At 70.7% G+C, this 24,644-nt stretch carries 20 protein-coding genes and 9 pseudogenes; 13 read left to right on the plus strand and 16 right to left on the minus strand.

Annotated features, from left to right (window positions below; genetic code table 11):
* Window positions 1–71: 71 nt before the first annotated feature.
* Window positions 72–372: pseudogene (locus IG05_RS45160) on the plus strand (LuxR C-terminal-related transcriptional regulator); the annotation flags it as partial.
* A 46-nt stretch (window positions 373–418) separates the two neighbouring features.
* On the opposite strand, the gene IG05_RS0116060 reads toward IG05_RS45160, so the two are convergent.
* A complete protein-coding gene (locus IG05_RS0116060) occupies window positions 419–1,339 on the minus strand; it encodes a LysR family transcriptional regulator (RefSeq protein ID WP_030343153.1) in 921 nt (306 codons plus the stop codon).
* 98 nt (window positions 1,340–1,437) lie between these two features.
* Between IG05_RS0116060 and IG05_RS0116065 the strand changes: the two genes are divergently transcribed.
* The 3 genes and pseudogenes from IG05_RS0116065 to IG05_RS49270 form a co-directional block, all read left to right on the plus strand.
* Complete coding sequence (locus tag IG05_RS0116065) at window positions 1,438–1,803, plus strand: YybH family protein (protein WP_030343155.1); 366 nt, start codon at window positions 1,438–1,440, stop codon at window positions 1,801–1,803.
* A 244-nt stretch (window positions 1,804–2,047) separates the two neighbouring features.
* Window positions 2,048–2,672, plus strand: a pseudogene (locus tag IG05_RS42190) (histidine phosphatase family protein).
* A gap of 66 nt (window positions 2,673–2,738) precedes the next feature.
* Window positions 2,739–2,920: pseudogene (locus tag IG05_RS49270) on the plus strand (IS5/IS1182 family transposase); the annotation flags it as partial.
* Between the two features lie 251 nt (window positions 2,921–3,171).
* On the opposite strand, the gene IG05_RS0116075 reads toward IG05_RS49270, so the two are convergent.
* Window positions 3,172–4,410: an alpha/beta hydrolase family protein gene (locus IG05_RS0116075; RefSeq protein WP_030343157.1), complete on the minus strand. Its 1,239-nt coding sequence runs from the start codon at window positions 4,408–4,410 to the stop codon at window positions 3,172–3,174.
* Between the two features lie 864 nt (window positions 4,411–5,274).
* On the opposite strand from IG05_RS0116075, the gene IG05_RS0116080 reads away from it, so the two are divergent.
* The gene (locus IG05_RS0116080) at window positions 5,275–6,165 is read left to right on the plus strand and encodes a GNAT family N-acetyltransferase (protein ID WP_234335875.1); all 891 of its coding nucleotides are present in this window, start codon (window positions 5,275–5,277) and stop codon (window positions 6,163–6,165) included.
* Window positions 6,166–6,373: 208 nt separating this feature from the next.
* Here IG05_RS0116080 and IG05_RS42195 read toward each other — a convergent pair.
* The 3 genes and pseudogenes from IG05_RS42195 to IG05_RS46860 form a co-directional block, all read right to left on the minus strand.
* A pseudogene (locus IG05_RS42195) lies at window positions 6,374–6,642 on the minus strand (cadmium resistance transporter); the annotation flags it as partial.
* A gap of 1 nt (window position 6,643) precedes the next feature.
* A pseudogene (gene cas2e / locus IG05_RS45170) lies at window positions 6,644–6,739 on the minus strand (type I-E CRISPR-associated endoribonuclease Cas2e); the annotation flags it as partial.
* 354 nt (window positions 6,740–7,093) lie between these two features.
* Window positions 7,094–7,456: a hypothetical protein gene (locus tag IG05_RS46860; protein WP_234335877.1), complete on the minus strand. Its 363-nt coding sequence runs from the start codon at window positions 7,454–7,456 to the stop codon at window positions 7,094–7,096.
* 397 nt (window positions 7,457–7,853) lie between these two features.
* On the opposite strand from IG05_RS46860, the pseudogene IG05_RS48370 reads away from it, so the two are divergent.
* Window positions 7,854–8,146, plus strand: a pseudogene (locus IG05_RS48370) (adenosylcobinamide amidohydrolase); the annotation flags it as partial.
* A gap of 348 nt (window positions 8,147–8,494) precedes the next feature.
* On the opposite strand, the gene IG05_RS0116100 reads toward IG05_RS48370, so the two are convergent.
* From IG05_RS0116100 to IG05_RS49960, 5 genes are all read right to left on the minus strand, one after another.
* The gene (locus IG05_RS0116100) at window positions 8,495–8,692 is read right to left on the minus strand and encodes a hypothetical protein (protein ID WP_030343162.1); all 198 of its coding nucleotides are present in this window, start codon (window positions 8,690–8,692) and stop codon (window positions 8,495–8,497) included.
* Window positions 8,693–9,058: 366 nt separating this feature from the next.
* Window positions 9,059–10,033: an ankyrin repeat domain-containing protein gene (locus IG05_RS0116105; RefSeq protein WP_030343164.1), complete on the minus strand. Its 975-nt coding sequence runs from the start codon at window positions 10,031–10,033 to the stop codon at window positions 9,059–9,061.
* A 346-nt stretch (window positions 10,034–10,379) separates the two neighbouring features.
* The gene (gene tkt / locus IG05_RS0116115) at window positions 10,380–12,617 is read right to left on the minus strand and encodes a transketolase (RefSeq protein ID WP_030343165.1); all 2,238 of its coding nucleotides are present in this window, start codon (window positions 12,615–12,617) and stop codon (window positions 10,380–10,382) included.
* The gene (locus IG05_RS42210; protein ID WP_199808324.1) at window positions 12,604–13,272 is read right to left on the minus strand and encodes an HAD family hydrolase; all 669 of its coding nucleotides are present in this window, start codon (window positions 13,270–13,272) and stop codon (window positions 12,604–12,606) included. Before IG05_RS42210 ends, tkt begins: the two co-directional genes overlap by 14 nt.
* Complete coding sequence (locus IG05_RS49960) at window positions 13,233–13,367, minus strand: hypothetical protein (RefSeq protein WP_267883312.1); 135 nt, start codon at window positions 13,365–13,367, stop codon at window positions 13,233–13,235. Before IG05_RS49960 ends, IG05_RS42210 begins: the two co-directional genes overlap by 40 nt.
* A 310-nt stretch (window positions 13,368–13,677) precedes the next feature.
* Here IG05_RS49960 and IG05_RS48375 point away from each other — a divergent pair.
* Window positions 13,678–13,960, plus strand: a pseudogene (locus tag IG05_RS48375) (family 43 glycosylhydrolase); the annotation flags it as partial.
* Window positions 13,961–14,176: 216 nt separating this feature from the next.
* Here IG05_RS48375 and metX read toward each other — a convergent pair.
* Together metX and IG05_RS0116135 are read right to left on the minus strand one after the other, a co-directional pair.
* A complete protein-coding gene (gene metX / locus IG05_RS0116130) occupies window positions 14,177–15,325 on the minus strand; it encodes a homoserine O-acetyltransferase MetX (protein WP_078894219.1) in 1,149 nt (382 codons plus the stop codon).
* Window positions 15,322–16,683 (minus strand): bifunctional o-acetylhomoserine/o-acetylserine sulfhydrylase, encoded by a 1,362-nt coding sequence (locus tag IG05_RS0116135; protein WP_078894221.1) that lies wholly within the window; start codon window positions 16,681–16,683, stop codon window positions 15,322–15,324. The genes metX and IG05_RS0116135 overlap by 4 nt, the downstream gene beginning before the upstream one ends.
* Window positions 16,684–17,862: 1,179 nt before the next feature.
* On the opposite strand from IG05_RS0116135, the pseudogene IG05_RS0116145 reads away from it, so the two are divergent.
* Window positions 17,863–18,140 (plus strand): annotated as a pseudogene (locus tag IG05_RS0116145) (2-dehydropantoate 2-reductase N-terminal domain-containing protein); the annotation flags it as partial.
* 252 nt (window positions 18,141–18,392) lie between these two features.
* Here the strand turns inward: IG05_RS0116145 and IG05_RS42215 are convergent.
* Window positions 18,393–19,673: an MFS transporter gene (locus IG05_RS42215; RefSeq protein WP_078894223.1), complete on the minus strand. Its 1,281-nt coding sequence runs from the start codon at window positions 19,671–19,673 to the stop codon at window positions 18,393–18,395.
* Window positions 19,674–19,753: 80 nt separating this feature from the next.
* Here IG05_RS42215 and IG05_RS0116155 point away from each other — a divergent pair, with 80 nt between their 5' ends.
* On the plus strand, window positions 19,754–20,293 hold the full coding sequence (locus IG05_RS0116155) for a MarR family winged helix-turn-helix transcriptional regulator (protein ID WP_030343179.1): 540 nt from the start codon (window positions 19,754–19,756) through the stop codon (window positions 20,291–20,293).
* Window positions 20,294–20,398: 105 nt separating this feature from the next.
* Here the strand turns inward: IG05_RS0116155 and IG05_RS45190 are convergent.
* From IG05_RS45190 to IG05_RS0116165, 3 genes and pseudogenes are all read right to left on the minus strand, one after another.
* Window positions 20,399–20,818: pseudogene (locus tag IG05_RS45190) on the minus strand (transposase); the annotation flags it as partial.
* 124 nt (window positions 20,819–20,942) lie between these two features.
* Window positions 20,943–21,371, minus strand: coding sequence for a MarR family winged helix-turn-helix transcriptional regulator (locus tag IG05_RS0116160; protein WP_030343180.1), 429 nt, complete (start codon window positions 21,369–21,371; stop codon window positions 20,943–20,945).
* Window positions 21,371–21,787, minus strand: a complete 417-nt coding sequence (locus tag IG05_RS0116165) for an SRPBCC family protein (RefSeq protein WP_030343182.1) — start codon at window positions 21,785–21,787, stop codon at window positions 21,371–21,373. The genes IG05_RS0116160 and IG05_RS0116165 overlap by 1 nt, the downstream gene beginning before the upstream one ends.
* Before the next feature lie 459 nt (window positions 21,788–22,246).
* On the opposite strand from IG05_RS0116165, the gene IG05_RS0116170 reads away from it, so the two are divergent.
* The 4 genes from IG05_RS0116170 (at window position 22,247) to IG05_RS0116190 (ending at window position 24,531) form a co-directional block, all read left to right on the plus strand.
* Entirely contained in the window at window positions 22,247–22,492 is a 246-nt protein-coding gene (locus IG05_RS0116170; protein WP_030343184.1) for a hypothetical protein, read from the plus strand.
* Window positions 22,489–23,220, plus strand: a complete 732-nt coding sequence (locus tag IG05_RS43690; protein ID WP_051789895.1) for an RNA polymerase sigma factor — start codon at window positions 22,489–22,491, stop codon at window positions 23,218–23,220. Before IG05_RS0116170 ends, IG05_RS43690 begins: the two co-directional genes overlap by 4 nt.
* 79 nt (window positions 23,221–23,299) lie before the next feature.
* Window positions 23,300–23,788, plus strand: coding sequence for a GNAT family N-acetyltransferase (locus IG05_RS0116185; RefSeq protein ID WP_030343186.1), 489 nt, complete (start codon window positions 23,300–23,302; stop codon window positions 23,786–23,788).
* Window positions 23,785–24,531: a hypothetical protein gene (locus IG05_RS0116190; protein WP_324605010.1), complete on the plus strand. Its 747-nt coding sequence runs from the start codon at window positions 23,785–23,787 to the stop codon at window positions 24,529–24,531. The genes IG05_RS0116185 and IG05_RS0116190 overlap by 4 nt, the downstream gene beginning before the upstream one ends.
* Window positions 24,532–24,644: the final 113 nt, after the last annotated feature.

A 24,644-nucleotide genomic window follows, 5' to 3' on the forward strand; every position in this document is an offset into this window, starting at 1 on the left:
GGCGTACCGCCTCGGCGAACTCCTCGACGTGGGCGACGCGTTGCTTGAGCAGATAGCCGACGCCCGAGGTGTTGGCGGCGAGCGGCACCGCGCTCGACCCGCAGGTCGTCGCGCAGCTGCGGGTGCGCCGGCACAGCGATCCACTCGACCGGCTGACACCGCGCGGGCGGGAGGTGCTGGAGCTGATGGCGGGCGGCCGGTCCAACTCCGGCGTCGCCGCTGAGCTGGTCGTGAGCGAGAACGCGGTCGCCAAGCACATCAGTCGCCAGGCACATCAACAGCATCCTCACCAAGCTCGACCTGCCCAAGGCCGACGCCGACCACCGCCGCGTCCTAGCAGTGCTGCGCTTCCTGGGCGTTGCGACCGCATAGTGCGCGAAGCCTGCTCGCGGCTGGGCGCGCGTCTGTCACCCTGATGTCAGGGGGTAGGCCCGTAGGTTCGCGGTGAAGTCGCGGGGCCGGGCTTGGTGAATGCTTGCCGGCTGTGTACGAGCAGTTCACGCATCCCCGGGCTGTGTGTGCTCTTCCAGATCAGGGCGAGCAATGCGGGTGTATCGACGTCAGCGATGGTGCGGGCGGTGAGCCGGTCGCGGTAACTCGCGGCCATGGAGTCGCTGAGGACGGCGACGGCGAGCCCGCGGGCGGCGAGGCCGGCAATGGCGTCCGCGCCGCTTGCTTGCAGCGCGATCGCGGGTTGGAGGTTCTGTGCGGCGCAGGCCTGGTCGAATACCGTGCGCAGGCCGGTGCCGGGCGGCATACACACGATCGGGTAGGCGATCAGGTCGCGTAGGGTGACCCGCCGCTGTTTCGCGAGGGGGTGCCCGGCCGGGACTGCCGCGACGAGCCGCTCGCTGATGATGGTCAGCGCGTGCAGCCCGTCGGGGGTGGCGGCTGCGGCCCCGATGAGTGCCAGGTCGACTGCGCCGGTGCGTACCGCCTCGACGAGCCGGTCCGAGCTGTCCTCCAGCAGTGAGATCTCCACACCGGGATGTGCCTGGTGGAACGCGGCGAGGGCGTCGAACAGCGGGGTGAGGGTGCAGCCGATGACCATTCCGACGGTGAGCCGACCTCGGATCAGGTCGATCACCTCGCCTACCGCCTGGCCGACTGCCCCAGCGGCGGCGAGTGCGGCGCGGGCGTGTTCGAGTGCGGCCTTTCCCGCGACGGTGAGGGTGACGGTGCGGGCCGACCGGTCGAACAGCTCAGCACCGAGTTCCCGTTCCAGCTGGCGGATCTGGGCGCTGACGCCGGACTGGCTGATGTGCACCCGGTCGGCTGCCCGAGTGAAGTTCTGCTCCTCGGCGACCGCGACGAAGTATTCCAGCTGCCTCAGCTCCATGACTGCAGATTCTAGTTTCCAGAAGAATCATCTGTTGGAATTCTGGCCAGTCGGCGGCCACGCTGGGAAGCGTCGAAGCCCGACGTCAGGAGGAATCCATGCCGGAGTACGAGAAGGCCATGCGGCCCGAGGACATCACCCGCTTGTTCGTGGAACGATCCAACGCCGGTGACGCGGCCGGGGTCGCCGCACTTTACGAAGAGGGTGCGGTGATGGCCTACCCACCCGGCGAGCAGACGGTGGGCCGGGAGGCGATTCGCGCGCTGTGGGAGAAGGTGCTGGCCAACCGTCCCCGTTTCGAGCAGGAACAACCGCTGCCCACGCTGATCAGTGGCGACATCGCCCTCACCTCGACTCCACCGAGGGACGGTGCCGGCGCCCGGGCGCAGGTCGTCCGGCGCCAGCCTGATGGAAGCTGGCTGCGCCTGCTCGACCAGCCCGAGTTCGTCCCACCCACCCGCTGACCCCTCGCCTCCCCGAGTTTGCTCGGCCACGACGGCCTTGCGCGCCTCCAGCCGCGACCGCGTCTGCGGTAGACGACGACTTCGGAGGCCTGCAGCAATCACCCGAACGGTTTGGCCGATGAGTCCCACCGGCACCGAGTAGCGGTTCGTGCGGACACTTAGCAGGCCGAGGCGGATTGCGAGTCGATCAACGGCCAGGTCGCGGTGTGGTCGATGAGCCTGGTGCGACTCGATGGACGCATCCATGACTGGTAGGGCCGCCCGCTATCTCCACTTCGCCCGTCACGGCGAGGCATCGCCGGATGAGAGCGGCTTGACGGATGCGGGCCGCCGCCAGGCTGCCCTGCTGGGGGACCGGCTCCAGGGCGTCCCGCTGGCGGCGATCCACCACGGCCCGCTCGCCCGTGCCGAACAGACCCGCGCGGCTGGTCGGTGAGCAACTCGACGGAGTCCCCTGCCGTCGTTCCGAAGCGGCTGGCGACTACCTCCCCTACCTGCCGACGCGCGAGGAACTGCCGCCGGAGGCAGCCGACGCCTGGACCGAGTTCCTCGCCCAGTTCACGGCCGAGGAACGCGAGCAGGGACCCGGGCTCGCGGCGGCGGCACTCGAAGAGTTCACCGGAACTGTTGTCGGAGATGAACCGCGGCACGAACTTGTCGTCACCCACAACTTCCTTGCCGGCTGGCTCATCCGAGCCGCCCTTGATGCACCGAAGTGGCGCTGGCTGGGCATCAACCATGCCAACGCGGCTCTGACCGTCATCCGCTACACACCCGACCGCCCCCCGGCGGTCCTCCTCTTCAATGACACCGGCCATCTCCCGGCCGAGCTCCGCTGGACCGGCTTCCCACCAGAACTCCATGTCTGACGAGTCGGTGCGTGAGAGCAGGTGAGGCTCGTGCCGCGTTGGTGGCATGACCCGGGCGTGGCGATCATGGTCAATCGGACGGTGCTGGCGCATCGGCTGTTTACGGGGTTCTCACAGCGTCATCTCGCGCGTCTTGGTCGAGGAATTGGAAACGGGCCGCGGGTGCCGGCGCCTGTCACCAGCTGGTTTTCGTCAACCGACTGGTGGCCACGCTGATCCATCTGCGACACGACCTGCCGCACGCGGTGCCCGAGGCTGCGACCCCGGCCACGTCCGACATCACGCCTGCTGGCGGGACACGCGTCGATGACCCGCGTGAACACCTACACCGCCCCCCTCTGGCGCAACTTCCCTTGGAAAAAGGGAAGGACCCCTCAGGAACGGGAGGCCGCGCACCACTCGGTAAGGCTTGGGACAACAGGTGAGGGGAGTCAGCTACGCCGCAGTAGCCGGCCCGCGGACCGTCTCGGCGGCGCGCGCCTTATGAGACGACTGATCGTCAGGAGAAGAAGCGCACCTCCGGGTAGCGGTCCGACAGCCCGTCCAACAGAGCTTCGTCGCCCCGGCCGCGCAGCCAGCGGTCGAAGAAGGCGGCGAGGCAGGCCCGTTCAGCGTTGATCGCGCGCCTCGGTGCGATGGTGCCGATGTTCTCGACGACGGTCCGTCGGGGGAGGCCGAACCTATGGGCGATTTGCGGGATGAACGCCTCCGCGTCGGTGTAGGTCGCGTGTTCTGCGCCATGCAGCGTGAGCCCCCGGTGCCAGCCGTGACTGTGCCGCCACAGGGAGTCCCAGGACGGCACCGTGCCGAGGTCGTCACCGTCCTTGCCGATCAGCAGGAAGGGGCGGTCGAGGCCGTCAGCGGCCACGGTGGAAAGGTTGCCAGGGGTGCTGTCGTCCTGGACGTATGCGAGAACGCCGTCGAGATCGGCTGCTGCTGCGATGCGTGGGTCGTCGTGCATCGCCTGCAAGGCGGTGAAGCCTCCCGCCGACTGGCCGAACATGCCGATGCGGTCAAGGTCCAGCGTGCCGCGCAGATCCGTGGGGAGCGCAATGGGCAGTTCGTCGAGGAGGAAGCGGGTGTCGGCCACCCGTACGGCCATCGTCTTCTGCAAGAGCGCGGTGATGCGGTCCAGGTCCGGGTATGCCTTGGCGAACTCCGCGGGCAGAACGGTGCGCTCGACGCGGCCGCCGGGGAACTGAACAGCCGTGGCGTCGTAGGTGTGATCGAGCGTCACCACCACATAGCCTCGGGAGGCAAGGTCGTCGCAGAGCGTGGTGCCCATGGAACGTGGGTCCCCGGCACCCGGTGAGTAGCAGACGACCGGGTACGGGCGACCGTCCCGGTCGACGGGGGCGCCTTCACGAGCGTGGGTGCGGGTGGCCGACCAGTCGACCTGATCGCTGGGCACATCGGTGAGGCTGTTCAACGCGGCGAATCCGGCGGCCTCCCCGGGGAGCATCTGCGGTGCGGTCGGGTACGCGCCGGCCGCGCGAGCCGGGTAACGGATGCTGATCATGAGTTCTCGGTACGGCTGCGACGTGATCCAAGGATCGGAACGTGAGGCATCGACGAGGCGCAGTGAGACCGTCCCCACGGGGTGCGGACCGGTGAGCGCGGGCAGCGTCAGCCGTAAAAGCCCGGCCTCGTGCGGCGCAGCGGACGCGGTTCGCGTGGAGATGGCCGACAGGGTGACGGCGGCGACAGCCGACAGCATGGCGGCGCGGCGAGTCTGCATGGCAAAGCCCTCCTTGTCTGTCCGTGTTCAGCAAGTTCTTTCGTCCGTCCCTCACGGCCGCTCAATGCTTCGCCACGTCCGGCCGACGGTCCTGTCAGGAAGAACGGGCATCGCCTGCGCGACAGATCGTCGACCGATCCCTCCTCCTGTCGACGCTAGCGAGAACAGAGTCCCGGTGAAGGTGGTTTCCGGTCGCACCACTAGGCAGTGTCTTCAAATGATCACTACTGGTGGAGCATGGTGTCGTGAAACGTCCTGGCCGTCGTCGCCCGCACGTCGCTGATCATCGGCGACGGGGGTTTGCGTGCATGAGCGCATCACCGGGACCCGGGTCACGCGGCCCGGGCGGCTTGCCCGGCGCGGGCGAGGTGGTGCAGCTCGGTGCGTGCCGCCGGCACCGAGGGGACGCGTCCATCCCCTATTAGATTGCTTGTTCGAATTACGTGTCACTTCTGACACGCCCGAGCGGTCGGGATCCCACCGGGCGTGGTCGGCTCCATGGCCGGGCCTATCGTCGCCCACACCACGGTGGTCCCCCGGCCGGCGCTCGCCGCTCGCGGGCCTCCGGCCACGGGCCGCCCGACCGGTGGCGCGGCGTCGCTCGACAGGGTGGTTGTCCCGTCTTGCCGCGGAAGCGGCAGCCGGGCCGCCGCGGCCACCGCGTCGTGTGGTGATGGGACGGACCACATTCGCCGGCTTCCAGCCCACCACCGCCCCGCGGCCGCGTCACCTGATGCTGCTGGGTGCCGCATACGCGGCCTGCTGTTCGGCTGTGGACTGGCGGTGGTCTGGTGGAGGCTGGCGTCGCTGGCCCTGTGGGAGGAAGCTGGGACAGGGCCGAAAGCGCCAGAGAGGTGTGGCGTGGTGATCAGCTTGAGCCGGTTGGGATCACCCCGTCTGCGTCCGTATGAGTCGGCGGATGAGGCGGCGGTGCTTGAGTTGCTTGCGGCAGACCGGCTGCCTGGGCAGCCGGTCTGCACCGCTTTGATGCTCGCTGACGCGCTGGCCGGCCGCTCAGTAGGTGATCAGGCTGCGTGGGCGGGGCTGGATGGGCTCGTCACTACGGTGCTGTGCACGCCCAATGGCGGCATTGACGGCATCGTCTGCTGTGCCGGGCGCCCCTGCGACGACGCATCGTTGATCTTGTGGCTGCACTGCCGTGACAGCTCCGAGGCGGCCGCGACTTTGATCGCTCGGGCTCTGGAATGGAGCGGCGCCCGTCTCGTGTGTGGCTTCCCACTCGCCTCCGCCCTCACCAGGGGCCTGATAGGTCTGCCGGAGCGCCGTAGCCGGGCCACGCACGAAGCTCTCCTGGCTGTGGGCTTCACCGCGCTGGGGCAGTGCCGGTATCTGCATGCCGAGCTTCCCGTCGCAGGCTTGCCCCACCTCGGGCACGTGGAGCTGAAGGACACTGTCTCGCCGGCCGGCAAGCGTCTTGAGGTCCGCCGCTGTGGGCGGGTGCTGGCCCAGGTCTTCGTGGAGCATCCTGTCGGCGGGGTCGGCGTGATCCGCAGCCTCACGGTCGCCCCGGACACCCGCGGCCAGGACTTGCCCCTGGGTCTGCTGGGCAACGCTATGGACGTGCTCATCGGGTTCGGTGCTCGCGAGACGATCGTCTACCTGGAGGAGTCTCATGACGACCCGGAGTGGGATCTCGCCGCTGCCCTGCGCACATACCTGTTCGCTGACTTCATCGAGGTCGACCGGCTGCTCACTTTCACCAGGCCGCCGACGCCGTCTGAGACGCGGGGTTAGACGGCTCTTGTCGCCGACCGCGGACCGGCCGCCCGAGGCGCCGTGGCCGCGGAAGGAGAAGGTGACGACGGCGCCGTACCGGGCGAGCACGCCGGCCGCCCAGCGCACTGGCTCTGACCACGAGAAAGGACAGCACTTGTTCACCGGTCAGGGAGGCACCCGAAGGAGACGAGGCATTCGAACTGGTCCGGTGATGCCTCGCTTGTGGTCACAGGCCGAAGGCGCCGCCCTCGATGAGGATGAGCAGGCCGATGGCGATCAGGACGAGGGGCAGCAGGATGTGGCCCAGCGGGCGAGAGCCTTGGCAATGACGGGTCGGGTGGCGAAGAACTTGCCTGCGAAGCACCACACGGCCACGAGCATGAGGAACACCGCGGCGTACATGCTCATCCCGCCGATGCCGGCGGTGGCGAAGACGGGCACGTAGACGCCGATGTTGTCGCCGCCGTTGGCGAAGGTGACCGCCGCCACCTCCAGAGTTGCCCACGAACACGCCGGCGGAGATCTCCAGCATCCAGCGCGTGAGGAAGCCGCGTAGGCCGGCTGGGCAGTTGGTGAGGACGATGACAGTCACCAGAGCTCGTCACCGTGGTCTTGGGGTCCGAGGTAATTGACGCCGGAGGCGACCTGGCGGTTGTGGTCGCTCCGGAGCGTGACGACGTCCTGGGTAGTAGCCGGGCTGGGAGACTGGGGCTGTCTCGGGCAGCAGGAGGGGTTTGATGTCGTCGACGCACCGGTTCAGCAAGGATGGGCCGCTGCGTGGACGCCGAGGCGCGGCGATGGACTAGCGATTCGATATCAACCTTCGTCTGAGTGAGGCGGGACGCGGCGCCCCGCTACCTGACGGTACTGAACGGATCACCGCGCAACTGAACTACCTACTGCGCTCTTTGCCGCGCAACTGAACTCTTCTCTGCAATTCGACACGTCAGCCAGTCACGAGGAGGGCCCCACCGGACGGAGTGATGGCGTACCACTCCTTGTCCTTGCCCTGGCCGTTCATCTGGCCGGCCTTCACGTCGCCCGCGTACCGGTAGAGCGGCCAGCCGGCGAGGGTGAGCTGCTTCATGCCTTTGCGGTGGACCGTGCCGAGGAGGTTCTTGTCGACGCCCGTGGTTCGTACGGGGTCCTCCACGATGACGGGCCTCCACATTCGCGTGCACGCACCGGCGCAAGTCCACCTGGAGGGGGACGGGCGGTCCATGCCGTAGCGGTAGAGGACCATGCCCTGATCGTCGGTGACCACACGGCCCGCGCCCTTCACCGCCTCGGCCCTTACGGTGACGGTCACGCCCGGACTCCCGCTGCCCGCCTCGCCGTCGGACGCCGGAGCCGAGACCGGTGCGGAGGCCGCCGGATCGGACGCCGTCGTGACGACCGGGGCGGCGCCTGAACCCGCGCCGGACGCACTGTCGTTGGAGGAATCGCACGCCCCCAGCAGGAGAGCGGACACGAGCCCGGCGGCCGAAGCGAGGACGATGCGTTGCGGGATCAAGGGCTCACCCTTCGGAAGTCGTGTCTGCGTACACCCTGTTACGTCGGCGCGGGCTCCTACCTCTCAACCACCGCCGCCAGATTGCACATCCTTGACCATCACCCAGGCTGCTGATGGGGGCGCGGTCGTCGGTTGGGTTGCCGTGCGATCAGCCGGTCGCGTACCTGAACGAGCAGCATTCGGTGACCCCCGACTGCCGCAGCTCCGCACCGGCACCGATCCGCTCCACGTTCGGCGGCTCAGCCGCGTCTAGGACGGCGAGCGGCTACACGGGCTGCTCTGGCATGCAGGCACCGGCCGGCGTTAATCAGCAGCGCGGTGCCCGGCGGGGGCCTCGGGGAGCGGGCCTGGGTACTCAACGCCCAGGTGTTCCACGGATACCGGCACACCGATCCCGACGCCCACCTCTCCGGCTTGGCCAGCGGCGCCGAGGCCGACGGACCGGGCGTCGGACTGATGACGGCCGCCGACGTCCGGGCGTACGGGTAGGCGTGCGACCAAGGGGGCACCGCCGCCGAGGGGCGGCCCGGGGTGGAGTACGGCGCGCCCCCAGCTGGGGGCTTGGCCGGGGCTGGGAGGGGGGCGAGGTTCAGCGCTGTGGTAGCTGGGTCGTCCAGGGGCCGCGGGCCGCTGGGGGGCGGCTGGCTTGGAGGTGAGGGCCAGGCTGCGGGGCGGAGTAGGCGTCGGGCGCGGCGGACTGGGGCTGCCAGGCGGTGAGGGGGCGGGCTGGGCCTGCCAGGGGGGCGGGCTGCTCCAGCGCGTCGCTGACGGCGGCCTGCGCGGTGACGTACTGTTCTCCGTCAGCCTCCTCGGCGAGCCGGTCCAGGTAAATGATCAGGTACCGGCCGCCGCGTCCGATGGTGATGCGGCCCTCGCGCCCACGCGGTCCAGGTCGCTCCCGTCCCAACCGCTCCGCTCCGTCGCGGCGTCGCGGGGAAGGCTCACCGCCTCCGACGCCAGCCGCTCGGACGACATCGACCGCACCAGGTCGGTGTCGAAGTCGAGTGCGGCCGCGTCGAGTACATCGGCCACCCTTTTTATAGGACTCGACTGCGACTAGGGGGGTTTGGGCGTCCAGGTCCTCGTTGTCGGCGGCGGTGACTGGCTCGCCGGTGTGCTCGGCGAGCTCCCGGCTCTTTGACGGGCAGACAGGACGACTGCATGACCCACCGCGAGCCGGGACCGATGGGTGCTGGGGCCTTCGCCGACCCCAGACGCCCGCTCCCCTGGGTGCGGGTGCGTGCGCGCCGGACGGCACCGGGGCCGTGGTGGCTCGGCTGGACTACGACCGGCTCACCGCCGCACGCACGGACCGCTGCATCCGGGGACGGCGGGCAGGCAGCGGCTTGCGCGCACCTGCCGGCCCGACGCGGAGGCGCCCTCGCAAGGGATAGCCGGTCAGTGCTGCCAGTAGTCACGCTCGGGGAGTTCCACCCACAGGTCGGGGGGCCCGGTGAAGGGCCGCGGGTCGGCGGGGAAGAGGCCCGCGTGGGCGCAGCACTCGGCGATCGCGTGGGAGCCGTAGATGTACGCGGTGAGGACCTCCTCGTGAGGCATACCGGTGTACGGGCCCCCGCCGGGGTGCAGGTCCCAGCCCTCGACGACACCGTCGCGCACGAGGCTGCCCTGGTTGCCGCTCTTGGGGTTGGCGTACATGCCGTAGCAGACGGTGCCGGCCGAGAGCAGGGCCTGTACGCCCGGCATCTGCGGCCCGTACCCCCAGGGCTGGGTGACGACACAACCGCCCGGCACGGTCGTCACCCCGACGATGCGCAGGCTGTCGTCCGTGTCGACGCCGTACGGGTCGTCCAGCAGCTCGGCGAGCAGCCCGGCGTCCGACGGCGCCGCTGCCAGGCGCCGTACGGCCTCCTGCGCGTCGATGCCGGCCACACAGGCCAGTCCCGTGCCGTCGTAGTAGCCGACGTCGGCCAGGGCCGCGATGCGCCGCCGGCCTTCCCGCGCCGCTGCGGACTCCGCCTCGCTGAGCCCCGGTCCGCCCTCGGGCAGCGGGAACAGGTCCGGTGTGGGCCCGGCCAGGCTCAGCCACCCCGGTGACCAGCCGGCCAGCACCGGACGCCACGGGTCGGCTCCCGCAGCGACGAGGACCCGTGCGATCTCCGGCCGGTGGCCGACCACCGCCTCCCACAGTGCGGTCGTACCTTCCTCCAGGGCGTCGACGTCGGCGACGCGCCCGGCCAGCTCCGCGACGACCTCGGGCGAGCCGAACGCCACGGCCCGGTGCAGGGGCCGTTCCCCGCACGGCAGCGCCTCCGGATCGGCGCCCTGGTCGAGCCGTCGCCGGATGTCCCGGTGGTCCCGCCAGCCCTCCCAGTCGACGCCGCCCTCCCAGCCGTCCCCCGGTCCCGTCCCCATGTCGCCTCCCGCGCCCCGCCCGACGGCACCCTGCCGCACACCGACCACCCTTGCAGACGGGTCCGACAACGCCACCGCCGTCACGGCGGCGCGGCGGACCATGGACGCCGGCGCCACCGGTCTGCCGCGGGTCGGACCCTCGCCGAACATCCCGACACCCGCGACCGCCGACCACACCGACGGCACCGACGAAGGGTGCCGGGGCAGGCTCCGGGGAGGGTGCCGGGAAGCGCCGCTTCAGCGACCTGCTGCGGGGGTCCGACCGGCTGCGGCGCGCGCTCGCCGCCGGCGGCGATCCGTCGGCGCTGTGCGCCGCGCCCGCCCCGCCGTGGGCTGGGCGGGCGGGTCAGCGATCGCCGGTGGGGGCCTGCAGGACGCCGGCGCTGTCCGGGCCGGCGGGGGCTAGCGGCGGTGCCTCGGCGGCGCCAAGGCTTTCCCGGGCCGCGGCGACGACCGCGTCCGCGGTGAGCCCGAACTGCTCGTACAGCACGGTGTAGGCAGCGCTGGCGCCGTAGTGGTCAAGGCCGACGATGCGGCCGGCGTCGCCGACGAAGTCCCGCCAGCCCATGGGCACACCAGCCTCGACGCTCACCCGAGCGCGCACCGCAGGCGGCAGCACCTGCTCGCGGTAGGCCCGGTCCTGGGCCGCGAACCACTCCCAGCACGGCAGTGACACGACCCTCGTCGGGATGCCGTCGGCCTCCAGCGTCTCCCGGGCGGCGACGGCGATCTGCACCTCGCTTCCGGTGCCCATCAGAATGACCTCAGGACTGCCGCTGGAGGCTTCGGCCAGCACGTAGCCGCCCCGGGCGACGCCCTCGGCCGACGCGAACTGTGTGCGGTCGAAGACGGGCAGGTTCTGCCGGGACAGGGCGAGTCCGGCCGGGCGGTCGTTGTGCTCGAGGATGGTGCGCCAGGCCACAGCGGTCTCGTTGGCGTCGGCCGGGCGGACGAAGTCCAGGCCGGGCATGGCCCGCAGCGCCGCGTAGTGCTCGATGGGCTGGTGGGTGGGGCCGTCCTCGCCCAGCCCGATGGAGTCGTGCGTCCACACGTAGGTGACCGGGAGCTGCATGAGCGCGGCCAGCCGCACCGCACCGCGCATGTAGTCGGAGAAGGTGAGGAACGTGCCGCCGTACACGCGGGTCCCGCCGTGCAGCGCGATGCCGTTCATGATCGCGCCCATGGCGTGCTCGCGGACGCCGAAGTGCAGCGTGCGCCCGTACGGGCCGCCCGACCACATCTTGGACTGCCGGCTCTCGGGCAGGAACGAAGCCTCCCCCTTGACCGCGGTGTTGTTGCTCTCCGCCAGGTCGGCCGAACCACCCCACAGCTCCGGCAGGACCGGGTACAGGGCGGCGAGGACCTCGCCGGAAGCCTTCCGGGTCGCCACGCCCTTCGGATCGGCGTCCCAGACCGGCAGGTCGTCCGCCCAGCCCTGCGGCAGCCGACGGGTGGACAGCCGCTCAAGCAGCGCGGCACCGTCGGGGTTGCCGGCCCGCCACGCGTCGAAGCGCTGCTGCCACGTCGCGTGCGCCTGCGCGCCGCGCTCGGCGACCCGGCGGGCGTGCTGGAGCACCTCGGGGTCGACCTCGAAGGTCTTGTCGGGGTCGAAGCCGAGGATCTTCTTGGTCGCCCGGACCTCGTCCTCGCCCAGCGCGGATCCGTGGGCCGCGCCGGTGTTCTGCTTGTTCGGAGCGGGCCAGCCGATGATCGTGTGCAGCACGATCAGCGACGGGCGGCCGGTCTCGGCCCGGGCAGCGGCCAGCGCCCGGTCGACCGCGGCCAGGTCCTCGCCGTCGTCGACGTGCTGCACGTGCCAGCCGTAAGCCTCGTACCGCTTGCCGACGTCCTCGGTGAACGCGATGTCGGTGTCGTCCTCGATCGAGATCCGGTTGGCGTCGTAGACCAGGACCAGGTTGCCCAGCTCCTGAGTGCCGGCCAGCGATGACGCCTCGCCGCTGACGCCCTCCTCCAGGTCGCCGTCGGAGGCGAACGCCCAAATCGTGTGGTCGAAGACGCTCTCGCCCTCGGGGGCGTCGGGGTCCAGCAGACCGCGCTCGCGGCGGGCGGCCATCGCCATGCCGACGGCGTTGCCGACGCCCTGGCCGAGCGGGCCGGTCGTCGTCTCCACCCCCGGTGTGTGGTTGACCTCGGGATGGCCCGGGGTCGCAGAGCCCCAGGTGCGCAGCGCCTGAAGGTCGGCCAGGTCCAAGCCGTAGCCGGAGAGGAAGAGCTGGATGTACAAGGTGAGGCTCGAGTGCCCCATCGACAGCACGAAGCGGTCACGGCCGACCCAGTTCGGATCGCCCGGGTCGTGGCGCAGCCACTTCTGGAACAGCAGGTAGGCGGTGGGAGCCATGCTCATCGCGGTGCCGGGGTGGCCGTTGCCGGTCTTCTGTACGGCATCCATCGCCAGCACGCGCACGGTGTCGATCGCGCGGCGGTCGAGATTGCCCATCCCCTCGGGGAGGGTGGGGTGCGGCTGGAAGGGGTTGCCGGTGGGTACGTCGCTCGCGGCCTCGGCGGGAGCCTCAGGGCGGGTGCTCTTCGCCTCGGTGGCGGGGTCTGCCTCATTGGCGGTCATCGGTGGCGGTACTCCCTTGGGGGTGGGACGGTAGATGCTTTTCACCGCGCGGCCGGTGTCGGGCACCGCAACCGGGCGGGCCCGGCGACGGTGGGGCGTCAGGCGAGTGGGGTGTCGTCCAGTGCCTTCGCGAGGTCGCCGGGGGTGTCATAGAGCGCGATGGCGCCGGCAAGCCGCGGGAACGGACGACGATCGCCGGCATCCCCGCTCTCTTGGCCGCCTCAACGTCCCACACCGAGTCGCCGGCCATCACCCTCGACGCGTCGGGCGGCGCACCCGACTTCTTCAGCGCCACCTGCAGCAGATCCGGCGCCGGCTTGGAGGACTCCACATCGGCGCTGGTGATCCGGTCGTCGACGATGTCACGGGCGTCCAGCATGTCCAGCATGTCCAAGAAGACCTCCACGTGACGCTGCTGAGCAGAACTGGCCGGCACCAGCCGGTGACCCCGCTCTTTGACCGCCACGAGGAGATCGCGAGCACCGGGCAACGGCGCCATCTCCTTCAGCAGCTCGTCGACCTCCCTGCCCTGCTGCTGCCTGGCCCGGTCGCCCACCCGGCGCTCCAGTTCCTCGCCACCGACAACGGTGACCACCTGATCCCCGCCCATCCCGATCAGCCGGTGCAGTCGCCATACCGGATGAATTTCGCCCACCGACCGCAGTGCCCGTACCAGGCGAGGGCGTGGTGGTAGTTGGAGCCGATGAGTGTCCCGTCGATGTCGAGGACGGCGATGGCGGATGCGGTCACGCTCACCGGCTACCCGCCAGCCCGGTACCCACACGGAGACCGCGGAACCGACAAGGCGATCGTCGGTACGGTTACGGCTCCCGTCGGTACGGTTACGGCTCCCCGGGCGGCCGTCGCCCTACCTGGTCAGCTACGACCCGCTGCTCTACTCCTGACACCGCCGCCCGCAGCCGACCGCGGAGCATGACGGCCACTTACCGCACTCCAAGCGGACATCTCGGGTACGTGCCGCGTGCGCAAGGCGTCCTCCGGCACAGGGCGTGCGCGGCGGAACCTCGGACGGCTCAGCGGGCCTGAACGTCGTCGCGCCCTGGCCGCCGCCACCGGGTCCCGCCGCCGGCGCGGCCCTCCCACTCGTCGCCGCCTCCCGCGCCGCAGCCGTCCCCGCCCCGGGGCCGGCCGCCGCCGCCGGGGAGTTCACTAACCCGGTGATCTGGCAGGACTTCGCGGACATCGACGTCATCCGCGTCGGGGACACCTACTAGGCCTCGGCCTCGACCATGCACTACTCCCCGGGCGCGCCCGTCCTGCGCCCGTACGACCTGGTGCACTGGGAGATCGCCGGTCACTCGGTGCCGGTACTGGACTTCGGAGGCGGCGGCGAGCCCCTCGCCTTCTCACCTGTCACCGGACAGGCGGGCGACGGGGCCCCGCGACCAACGCTCGCGGGGGCCCTCCCGTGCACGACGCCAGTGCCGTGCGCGCGACGCCCGTCCCCGCGGGCGCGGGGGCGAGGACCTCGGCGCGTCGGATCCGGCGACCGGCAGCACGGCGGGCCCGGGGCGCCGCGAGCGGCCGGCCAGCGGCCCCTAACCGACGAGTTCGCGTACGAGCGCGGCGACTTGCTCCACTTCGATGAGGAAGCCGTCGTGCCCGTACGGGGACTCGACCACCCTGGCGTAGTCCGCCGTGGGGATCGCGGCCGCCAGTTCCGCCTGCTGGGCCGGCGGGTAGAGGCGGTCCGAGTCGACGCCCGCGACGAGGGTCCGGGCCGTCACCCGGCTCAGAGCGGCGCGCGTACCGCCCCGACCGCGACCGATGTCGTGGCTGTTCATGGCCTCTGTCAGCGTGACGTAGCTGCCCGCGTCGAAGCGGCGCACGAGCTTGGCGGCGTGATGGTCGAGGTAGGACTCCACCTGGAACCGGCCACCGTTGAAGGGATCCTCCGTGCCCTGCGGCGCACGGCCGAAGCGGACCTGGAGTTCCCGCTCGCTGCGGTACGTCACGTGAGCGAGGCGACGGGCCAGGCCGAGTCCCGCGTGCGGCCCGAGTGCGGGGCCGGCGTCGTGGTAGTCGCCGCCGCGCCAGTGCGGGTCGCCGCGGATGGCATGGAGCTGGACGTTCGCCCAGGCGATCTGCTCCGCGCTCGCCGCGGCCACCGTGGCGAGCAGCAGGAGTGCCCGGGTCCGTGCCGGATGCGACACGGCCCATTCCAGCGCCCGCATCCCGCCCATCGACCCACCGACGACCAGGGCCCAGCGATCGATGCCCAGCGCGTCGGCCAGGCCCGCCTCGGCGGCCACCTGGTCCCGCTGCGTCAAGAAGGGGAAGCTGCCGCCCCAAGGGCGCCCGTCCGGGGTGCGGGACGCCGGTCCGGTACTGCCCTGGCAGCCACCGAGCACGTTCGGAGCCACGACGAACCAGCGGCCCGTGTCGAGCGCGCGACCGGGGCCGACGAGCCCGTCCCACCAGCCCGGGGTGGGATGGCCGGGCTCGGCGGGGCCGGCGACGTGGCTGTCGCCGGTCAGGGCGTGCAGCACCAGCACCGCGTTGGCACGGTCGGGAGCCAGCCGCCCCCACGTCTCGAACGCAAGCCGGACGCCCGGGAGTTCACCGCCGGCCTCCAGGGCGAGGGGCTCGTCGCGCAGGTACCACCGGCGACGTCCGGGCGGGTCCCCCTCCCGCCAGGCCCCGGAGGCCGGCGGGAGGAGATCGGACGGTGCCAGTACGGTGTTCAGGACGCGCCCTTCGCCGCGCGGAACCCCGCCTCCAGGTCGGCCTTCAGGTCGGCGAGGTTCTCGATGCCCACCGACAGGCGCACCAGCCCGGGGGAGGTGCCGGTGGCCGCCAGCTGCTCCTCGTCGAGCTGGCTGTGCGTGGTGGACGCCGGGTGGATGATCAGGCTGCGCACATCACCGATGTTGGCGAGGTGGCTGAAGAGCTCCACCGCGTCCACGAACCGCTTGCCCGCCTCGACACCGTCCCGCAGCTCGAAGGAGACCACCGCACCGGCACCGCGCGGCAGGTACTTCCGGCCCGCCTCGTACCACCTGCTGGACTCCAGCCCCGGATAGTGGACGGCGGCGACCTCGTCCCGCTGCTCCAGCCACTCGGCAAGGGCCTGGGCGTTCGCGGAGTGCCGCTCGATCCGCAGGCTGAGGGTCTCCACGCCCTGCAGGAGCAGGAACGCCGAGTGGGGGGAGAGGGCCGGTCCGAGGTCGCGCAGCAGCTGCACCCGGAGCTTGACGGCGAAGGCGCCCGGGCCGAGCGCCGGCCAGTACCGCAGCCCGTGGTAGCTGGGGTCGGGCTCCGTGAAGTCCGGGAACCGCTCGGCGTGAGCCCCGAAGTCGAAGGTGCCGCCGTCGACGACGACACCCGCGATGGCCGTGCCGTGGCCGCCCAGGAACTTGGTCGCGGAGTGGACGACGACGTCCGCGCCGTGTTCGAGGGGCCGCAGGAGGTAGGGCGTCGGGACCGTGTTGTCCACGATCAGCGGCAGTCCGGCCGCGTGCGCCACGTCCGCGACCCCCCGTACGTCGAGCACGTTGCCGCGTGGATTGCCCAACGTCTCCGCGAACAGGGCCTTGGTGTTCGGCCGGATCGCCGTCCGCCACGCGTCGAGGTCGTCCGGGTCGTCGACGAACGACACGTCGATGCCCAGCTTCGGCAGCGTGTGCCGGAACAGGTTGTAGGTGCCGCCGTACAGCGACGTACTGGAGACGACGTGGTCGCCGGAGCTCGCGAGTGTCAGGATCGCCAGGGTCTCCGCCGCCTGCCCGGAGGAGAGCGCCACGGCCGCGACGCCGCCCTCCAGGGCGGCGACGCGCTGCTCGAAGACGTCCTGGGTCGGGTTGTGGATGCGGGTGTAGATGTTGCCGGGTTCGGCCAGCGAGAACAGGTCGGCGGCGTGCTGCGTGTCCCGGAACACGAACGACGTCGTCTGGTAGATCGGTGTCGCCCGGGCACCGGTCGTCGGGTCGGGCACCGCCCCGGCGTGGATCTGCTTGGTCTCGAACGACCAGGCCGAGGTGTCGGGCCCGGCGGGCGGCTCCTCAGGGGTGTGCCCTGCGGTGACGGAGTCGATGGGGTGGCTCATGGCGGTGCTCCCTTGTGCGGAAGGCGAGGCGCCCGTGGTGCGGGGCACGCGAAGGCGCGGAGGAACCACAGGGCCGGCCGTCGCACCCGGAACGCGGGCGGCGGTCGGCTCTGTGCGGAGGGGAGAAGACCGGCGGGGGCCGGAGCGCGGACTCAGCTCACGGCAGGACAACACGTGGTGGTGACACGCCCGTAGTCAACGTGGCGGCGGGTCACGAGCACGGTCATGGAGCCAGAAAACCACATGGGGCGGCCGCGCACCAGCGCCCCGCAGCCGTCCGGCCGGCTGGAAACATGATGGACGCACTTCCCCCGGGGGCAACGGTGCAGGAGCGCCCGGGCTGCCGCCCCGCCATGGGACGGTACGCCCGCCCCGGTGCGACATGCTCTTCCGATGATTCCACGCACTGCCCCGATCAGCCGGCCGGTGACGATACGGAGGCCGCCGCGCGGCATGCCAGACGGCTCACACGGATCGTGCGTGGCCCCGAGCCCGGTCGCTCCCCCCCACCAGAACACCGGTTTCGCACCTGGAAACGGGCGGTACGGCTACCGCACTCGGTTGACCTCGCCTCGCGGCCCCGCGCAGCCGGACGTCACACCACCAGTTGAAAGCTCCTCCGCTGGCAGCAGGTCGAAACTCAGCGGCGCCGCTCCTCGGGCCAAGCCCGGAACCTCCGCCGCCCCCACTCCTGCGCCCGCTCCCTGATACGGCGACGCAACCAAGTCATCCACAGCACGAGCGGCGTCGCCGCGAGAGCACCCAGCAATGCCGGACTCCACCCCATCCCACCTGCGCTGTACCGGAACATCACAGCCAACACCACATACATCACCAGGACAACGCCTGCCCTGCCAACGCCTCAACTCCACTCCCCCATCCGCTGACCACGATTTCCGCAGGGCGGGACGGCTACTGCCCGGGCCGACCGGCGCTACGGAAGGTGGGCCGCCTTTGCGTGCACGGTGGGCCGTCCCGTGTACCCGACGCCCGTCACGTCCTGGACGAACACCTCGACGCACTCGTTGCGCGGGTGCTCCCCGAGACATGGGACGCCTGACCGGATGCGGCCCGGTCGGTCGTGAGTCGAGGCTGGTCCCGGCCTCGTACGTGCCGACGTTGCGACCGGTCCATCCCCGTGACATCGAGGCGCCCCCAGGGCTGAACGGAGATCACTGCATGGCTCGTCGTGTTGCCGTCTACGGAGCCGGTTCCTGGGGGACGGCGTTCTACCCTCGTCCTGGCCGACGCCGGGTGTGAGTGACCCGTGGGGGCGCCGCAAGGCGGTGGTAGACGCGATCAACCACACGCACGTGAACGCCGATTACCTGCCACAGGCGTCGCTTCCGTCGGCCGTGCGCGCGACGACCGGCCCGGCCGAAGCGGCGGGCGGCGCCGACATCGCCGTCCTGGCGGTCTTGGCGCAGAGCGCCCGGACGCTGCTGGAGGGGTGGGCGGACCAGTGGCAGTCACACGCGAGAGTGACCGACGTGGACTCCACCTCCCACCATGCCGTAGCACCGCGGCAACAGGCCCTCTGGGTCAGCTTGTTGGCGTAGACACCCTTCGGGCTACCAAGACGACCTGTTCTTGGGCGGCAGTTGCCTCAATCACCCCACCGGGACCCGTCGTGACCCTCAAGACGGGCACGACGGCAGCCAGTGAGGCAACGGCACGGGCCGACACCCGGTCTGGCAGCATTCCTCCGGCTACCTGCCGTCCGCCGCCCTGGAGCCAGCCTCCGACTGACCCTGGCCCGGCGCGGTCACAGGTTCGCGCCTGGCATCGCCCCGTGCCGTGACCGGCTCCGGGTGCTCCCATGCCTCGGGCAGCAGCAGCACGGCCAGGTTCGCCGCTGCCACGAGCACCGCACCTGCCAGCAGTGGTGCCGAGGTGCCGAGGAGGGTGGCAACCGGAACGGCCACCGCCAGGCCCAACGGGCGGGCGGCAAAAGAGATCAGCGCGTCGAAGGAGCCTACCCGCCCGAGCACCTCCTGCGGGATGCGGTGCTGGATGGCGGTCTCCCACAGCGGACTGAGCACACCAAGACCGAACATCGCCAGGAAGTACGCAGACGCCGCCCAGGGCAGCGCCAATCCCAGCCCGAAGGCCGCCAGCGGCAGCGCGAAGACGGCCGCGCCCACGGCCACACCGACCAGCGGGCGGCGGATCGGCAGCCGTCCTGCGGCAAAAGCACCGACCAGCATGCCGACGGTCCCGAGCTGGGCCACCAGGACCCACGCGCCGTCACCGCCCATGCTCCGGACGGCGATCAGCGGCCCCAGGGTGAGCAGGAAGCCAGCCGCCAGATGCCATACTCCATGGCCCAGCACATTGGTGAGGAACCAGCGGTGACGCCGGGTCTCGGTCCAGCCTTCGCGCAACTGCGCCCGGAACCCCGCGTGGCCACCGTCGGCCGCCCTGATGGTCCGGCGGGTGTGCAGGCCGCCCAGGGTGGTCGCAGAGCCGATGAAGAGCGCGCCAGTCAGTAGCGAGGACCAGCCGGCCCCGAGCATCAGCATCATGCCGCCCGCCGTAGCAGGGCCGGCGGTCTGGGCCAGGCCGGTGGCGACGTCCAGCCGCGAGTTCAGCCGCAGCCGCTGGTCGGCGTCGACGGTCGCCGCGACCAGGGTGCGGACCGCTGGGGTGCCGAAGGCGACCGCGGCGCCGGTGACGGCGGCAAGCACGGCGAGGTCGGGCACCCGGACCAGGCCCCAGAGCAGTTCCGCGCCGATCACGGTCTGCGCCGCGCCCCTGAGTAGATCGGCAGCGAGCACGACCCGCTGTGGCGGGAAGCGGTCCGCCAGCACGCCGGCGACCGGCAGCAGCATCAGCATGGGCAGCAGTTCGCATGCCAATACCAGGCCCAGATCCCCCGCCGAACCCGTCGAGCCTGCGGCGTGTCCTCGAAGCAGGGCGAGCGTGAGCGTGGTGGGTATCAGCGCGGTGGCCAGCGCCGCGCAGGTACGGCCGACCAGCAGTCGGCGCATGGGTTGCGTCATGCACGCACAGTATTTCGCCAGCTAATCATTTGGCAACGAAATATAAGTTGGCGTAGCATACTGAGGGCATGGACACCGAGAGTCAGGGCCGGGAGCGGCCCGCGGAAGGGGACGACTCCGTCGACGTGCACCTTGCACGCTGGCGCGGCAAGGCCCCGTTCGACGCGCGGGTGGAGGGGATCATCACCCGCATTCAGCTCTTGGCCAAGCATGTCGGCCAAGCCAAAGACCGCGCCCTGGCCGAGGTTGGCCTGCAGGAGTTCGAGTTCGCCACGCTGCACCGGCTCGCCGCGCGCGAGGCCCCGGGGCGGGCCACCCCCTCGGAGCTGGCGGCTGAACTCATGCTCTCCCCTGCCGGCATGACAGGCCGCCTGGACACCCTGGAACAGTCAGGTCTGGTGCGGCGTGTGCGCAGCAGTCAGGACCGACGCCGGGTGGACGTGGAGCTCACCGAGGCGGGGCGCACCTGCTGGCTGGCCGCGATGGAGCTGCGGGGGCAGGCGGAGAACTCGATGGTCGCCCCGCTCGACCCGGCAGAGCAGGACGCACTCAGCGCTCTGCTCAAGCGGATGCTGATCCAGGCGGAGGCGGACAGCCGCCACCGGTGAACCCCGCGTCGATGGTGTTGCTTCTCGCCGTCAGGTCTCAGTATCCCGCTGGCCGCCGCCGCGGTTACCCAAGGACACTCACGTTCGACCGACGTCGCCTGGGACAAGTCCGGAGCCGTGCTCGGTTCCCGGCGGGCGATCAGCGGCTTCACGCCGAGATCCGAGACCAGAAGGCGGTACTTGTCGTGGTCGTAGCCGCGGTCGGCCAGGACCACGGCGGGGCGGCGACGGGGACGGCCGCGCCTGCCCCCGTACCGACGGGATCGCCTCCAGCAGTGGGATCAGCTGGGTGACGTCGTTGCGGTTACCACCGGTCAGGATGGCGGCCAGAGGGATGCCGGCGGCATCGGTGGTCAAGTGGTGTTTGCTGCCCGTCCTGCCCCGGTCGACGGGGCTTCGTCCAGTCTGGGACCCCCTTCTTAACGCCCGGATGTGGAGGCCGTCGACAGCCGCCCGCGGGCAGTCCAGGGCGTCCCCACTGCGCAGCTTGGCCAGGAGGACCTCGTGCAGCCGGCACCACACACCAGGTCGGTACCGATGTGGCACAAGGGGGGCAGCCGTTCCATTTGAGGTGGTGGGGCTGGCCTGTTGCAGATGCCACCGACCGGCGGGTCCGGTTCGGTGGCCTGTAGTTGTCGGTGAGGGACGTTCAGGTGTCGGGATGGGCCAGGCGGCCGAGCAGGGCTACCGCGTCGTCGAGGGGCACCGGTTGGAAGAACCGCGCGTCGACGTGCTCAACGGCGGCAATCGCGCGTGGGGCCAGGTCGGCGCCGGTGTCGGTGACACGCAGCCGTTTGGCGCGGGTGTCGGCGGGGTCGACTTCACGCTCGATGAGTCCTTTGCGTTCCAGGATGCGTAGTACCTGGGAGGTCATCTTGACGTCGGTGCCCGCTTGGCGGGCGAGGGCCAGCTGGTTGGGGTGCTCGCCTTGGGTGTTGAGCCACCAGGTGCAGGCGAGCAGCACGAACTGCACGTGGGTGAGATCGAGCGGGGCCAGGGCTGTGGCGATGTCGCGCTGCCACCGCAGGGTGGCGTGCCACAGCAGGAATCCGGGGCTGTCGCCGGGGCTGAGGGGCATCAGCGAAGCGCCAGCTCGGCCAGCGAGGCCATTGTCTCGGGCCAGTCGGCAGTGATGCCCGGGCCGATCTCCGGGCCGGCCTCATCGGCGCCGATGCCGGTGATCTCCATCCGGTACGCCACGCGGATCCGGTTCTGGTCGATCCGGTCGATCTGGTGGATGGTGCGCAGCAGCAGGCCGTTGAAGCGCGCCTCGTCGACGAACAGTTCGTTTTCGACCACCTCGGAGATGCGCAGCAGTACCGGGTCGTCCCCGGGCGGCGTCATCGTGATGTGCGTGCCCGCCGCGAACGGGCCATCCATCTCGATCTTCTCGATCTCGGCGTTCCAGGTACCCCAGTTCTCAACGTCTGCCCAGAGCCGCCAGATCGCCTCGGGGGTGGCGCTGGTCTCGATGCTGTGCTCGTACTTCCACATGAGTGGTCTCCTCAACTGGATTATCTATCCATAGATTATCTCCGCGAAGACTATCTGTCCAATGATGCGCGGACCCCATTCCGCGGCACCCCGATCACCCGCCCGAACCACTGCCCGCGCCTGCGCCATCGAGGAGGTCCTACCCCACGCATGCGAGCTTCGCCGCGATCCGGCGGTGCGGCATGCGCTCGCCGATTCTTGTCAGGCCGGCCGCGTGCCCGCCGGCGACCAGTGCCGCCCGGACACCGCCCAGGGACTGCTGGACAGCCGACCTCGGCTACCCTGCACCGCGGCCGGAGGTCGCTTGCTGGACCGGGCTCCGAGCCGAGATGACGATGACCTGAAAGTCTGTCAGAAGAAGATTCGGGCTGGGCGTTCACGATCAAGGCCCTTTCAGCCCCTTGGCTCATGACCGGCCCAACGGCCGCGTAACTCATGGGGAAGAGGGGGGATTTTTCGATGGACTCGGCCACGACCGCCATCGTCTCGATCGTCACCGCCAAGGCCTTCGCGCTGCTGACGTTCTGGCTGCGCCTGCGCTGGCAGGCACGCCGCGAACAGGACCGGCACCACTACCTTCTCGGAGTCACCGAGAAGGTCGCGGCCGGCGGCCGGGTCGAACTGGACGACCAGCACCGTGACGGCCACCGCCTGCACGTGACGATCACCCGCCCGCCCGCCGACGGGGAGGACCAGACCTCGTGAGCACCCACGACTCGGCGGACGGCACGGACCACCCGGCCACCGCACCGGCAACCGCCGGCCCGCCCGGACAACATGACCGTGCCCGGCAACAGACGGATGAGGAGTTCTCCGCCTTCTACCGCGCGCACATCCGCCACCTGGTCGCCTTCCTGATCGGCCACGGCGCCGGCGTGCACACGGCCGCGGACATCGCCCAGGAAGCCATGACCGACGCCTACCGAAACTGGACCGACATCACCTACCCCAAGGCCTGGGTCTACGCAGCCTCCTCCCATGCTCTCGCCCGCAGGATCGCCCCGTCGAAGAACCAGTCGAAGACGTACCGGAACCCACCTACCTGCTGCCTCGCCTTGACGCCATCGCGGAATGGGAGGCCCGGTACGCCATGGCCGCATGGCATCCGCCACTGCATGGAACAGTGGGCCACCAAGGGACCGTTGCGCGCCTTCGGAATCCGAGTGGGCGCCGAGCAGACCCACGCGGGAACGATCGACCTCCGGTTCCAGATGCCGGGCCTTGCCGCTGGGCAGAGGCGGTCCCCCAGGTGGCTCCGGAGAATCCAGGCTCGGCCGCGGTCGCCCTCGGAGCGGGCTTCATCCACGTCAGGCAAGCCCTGGACGCGGACGGCAACCGGTTCGGCTGGTACGTCCGCGACCTGTCCCGCGACCCAGCCCATGGTGCTGACCAGTGACAGCGAGCGGGAACCGGCTCGTGGCACACGGCGCTGATCCGAAACCCCTTGGACGGCACGGGGACATGCTTGCTGGAATGGGGTACGGCCGCTGTCGGAATTGAAGGGATGCGGCGATGACCGAGATCCGGCTGCACCTGTCGGTGCGCGGCCTCACCGACAGGGACCTGCCGTCCTGCGGCTGGGCCGGCTCCCCCAAGCACCTGCGAGAGCTCGTCCACCAATTACGCCGTGCCGAGGCGGGTGAGATCGACTACCTGGCGGTGTGCACGCCGGTCGGGCTCCCGGTGGCGGTCGGCGGCATCGACTACAAGGTCAAGCCCGGCGCCGGCACGCTCTGGCAGCTCAGTGTCCACCCGGCCTTGCAGTCGTGCGGGATCGGCACACTGCTGATCCGCTCCGCCGAGCGCCGGATCAGTGCCCGGGGCCTGACCCGCGCCGAACTCGGCGTCGAGGAGAGCAACCCGCGCGCCCGCGCCCTCTACGAACGCCTGGGCTACCGGGCCTTCAGCCGCGAGCTCGACTCCTGGGAAGTGGAAGCCGAGGACGGCTCGCTCCAGCGGTACGAGACGATGTGCACGCTGATGTGCAAGGACCTGCCGTGACGCTGGATTTCGCGGCGTTCGTCGCCGAGGCAACGGCCGACCCGGCCGTCGTCGGACTCGTCCTCAAGGGCTCCCAGGCCCACGAGGGGATGACCACCCGTCACTCCGACCACGACCTCTACGTCATCCTCGTCGACGACACCGCGAGCGAACCGACCGCGCTCGACGGCTACCGCTCCGCGCGACTCGACCTGGTCGTCACCACCCTCGGACAGTTCCGCCGGGCCCCCGACTGGGAGCGGTACGCCATCGTCCGCTCCCGGGTGCTGCTCGACCGCAGCGACGGGGAGGTCACCCGGATCGTCGCCGCGATGGGACGGCTGGGCGACGAGGATGCCTTCCGGTCCTCCGCCGCCTTGCTGGACGCCTACGCCAACTCGCTCTACCGCTCGGTCAAGAACCACCGCGACGGGAACCCGCTCGCCAGCCACCTCGACGCGGCCGCCAGTGTCGGATTCCTGCTCGACCTGCTCTTCGCCCTGGACCGCCGGCCGCGCCCCTACGACAAGTACCTGGCCTGGGAGCTGGACCGGTTCCCGCTGCCCGGCTGGGAGAGCATCGCCCTGCTGGACACCATCGCGCGGATCGTCGCGACCGGCGAGGTGGCACCGCAGCAGCAGCTCTTCGCCCGGGTCGAGGCGGCTGCCCGGGCCGCCGGCCACGCGGCGGTGCTGGACGCCTGGGGCGGGGACCTGCTGTTGATACGGCCCCATCCCGGCTCCCCGGCCCACCAGTACTTGTGACGCCGGCCAGTCCACGGCGCGCAGGGCCGCTTCGGCCGCCTCGGGCAGCGTGTGCTCCACCGGCATCCCGGACTCCTCGGCGAAGTGCGGGAGGTACGCCATGCGCTCGGCCT

Origin of the sequence: Streptomyces sp. NRRL S-1022, from assembly GCF_000720135.1 — a bacterium.
GTDB lineage: Bacteria > Actinomycetota > Actinomycetes > Streptomycetales > Streptomycetaceae > Streptomyces.

Excerpts from the sequence above, each read along its gene's own strand:
- IG05_RS0116060 (WP_030343153.1), bottom strand. The coding sequence starts at position 1,339 with ATGGAGCTGAGGCAGCTGGAATACTTCGTCGCGGTCGCCGAGGAGCAG.
- IG05_RS0116065 (WP_030343155.1), top strand. The coding sequence starts at position 1,438 with ATGCCGGAGTACGAGAAGGCCATGCGGCCCGAGGACATCACCCGCTTG.
- IG05_RS0116075 (WP_030343157.1), bottom strand. The coding sequence starts at position 4,410 with ATGCAGACTCGCCGCGCCGCCATGCTGTCGGCTGTCGCCGCCGTCACC.
- IG05_RS0116105 (WP_030343164.1), bottom strand. The coding sequence starts at position 10,033 with ATGGGGACGGGACCGGGGGACGGCTGGGAGGGCGGCGTCGACTGGGAG.
- tkt (WP_030343165.1), bottom strand. The coding sequence starts at position 12,617 with ATGACCGCCAATGAGGCAGACCCCGCCACCGAGGCGAAGAGCACCCGC.
- IG05_RS0116135 (WP_078894221.1), bottom strand. The coding sequence starts at position 16,683 with ATGAGCCACCCCATCGACTCCGTCACCGCAGGGCACACCCCTGAGGAG.
- IG05_RS42215 (WP_078894223.1), bottom strand. The coding sequence starts at position 19,673 with ATGCGCCGACTGCTGGTCGGCCGTACCTGCGCGGCGCTGGCCACCGCG.
- IG05_RS0116155 (WP_030343179.1), top strand. The coding sequence starts at position 19,754 with ATGGACACCGAGAGTCAGGGCCGGGAGCGGCCCGCGGAAGGGGACGAC.
- IG05_RS0116160 (WP_030343180.1), bottom strand. The coding sequence starts at position 21,371 with ATGCCCCTCAGCCCCGGCGACAGCCCCGGATTCCTGCTGTGGCACGCC.
- IG05_RS0116165 (WP_030343182.1), bottom strand. The coding sequence starts at position 21,787 with ATGTGGAAGTACGAGCACAGCATCGAGACCAGCGCCACCCCCGAGGCG.
- IG05_RS0116170 (WP_030343184.1), top strand. The coding sequence starts at position 22,247 with ATGGACTCGGCCACGACCGCCATCGTCTCGATCGTCACCGCCAAGGCC.
- IG05_RS0116185 (WP_030343186.1), top strand. The coding sequence starts at position 23,300 with ATGACCGAGATCCGGCTGCACCTGTCGGTGCGCGGCCTCACCGACAGG.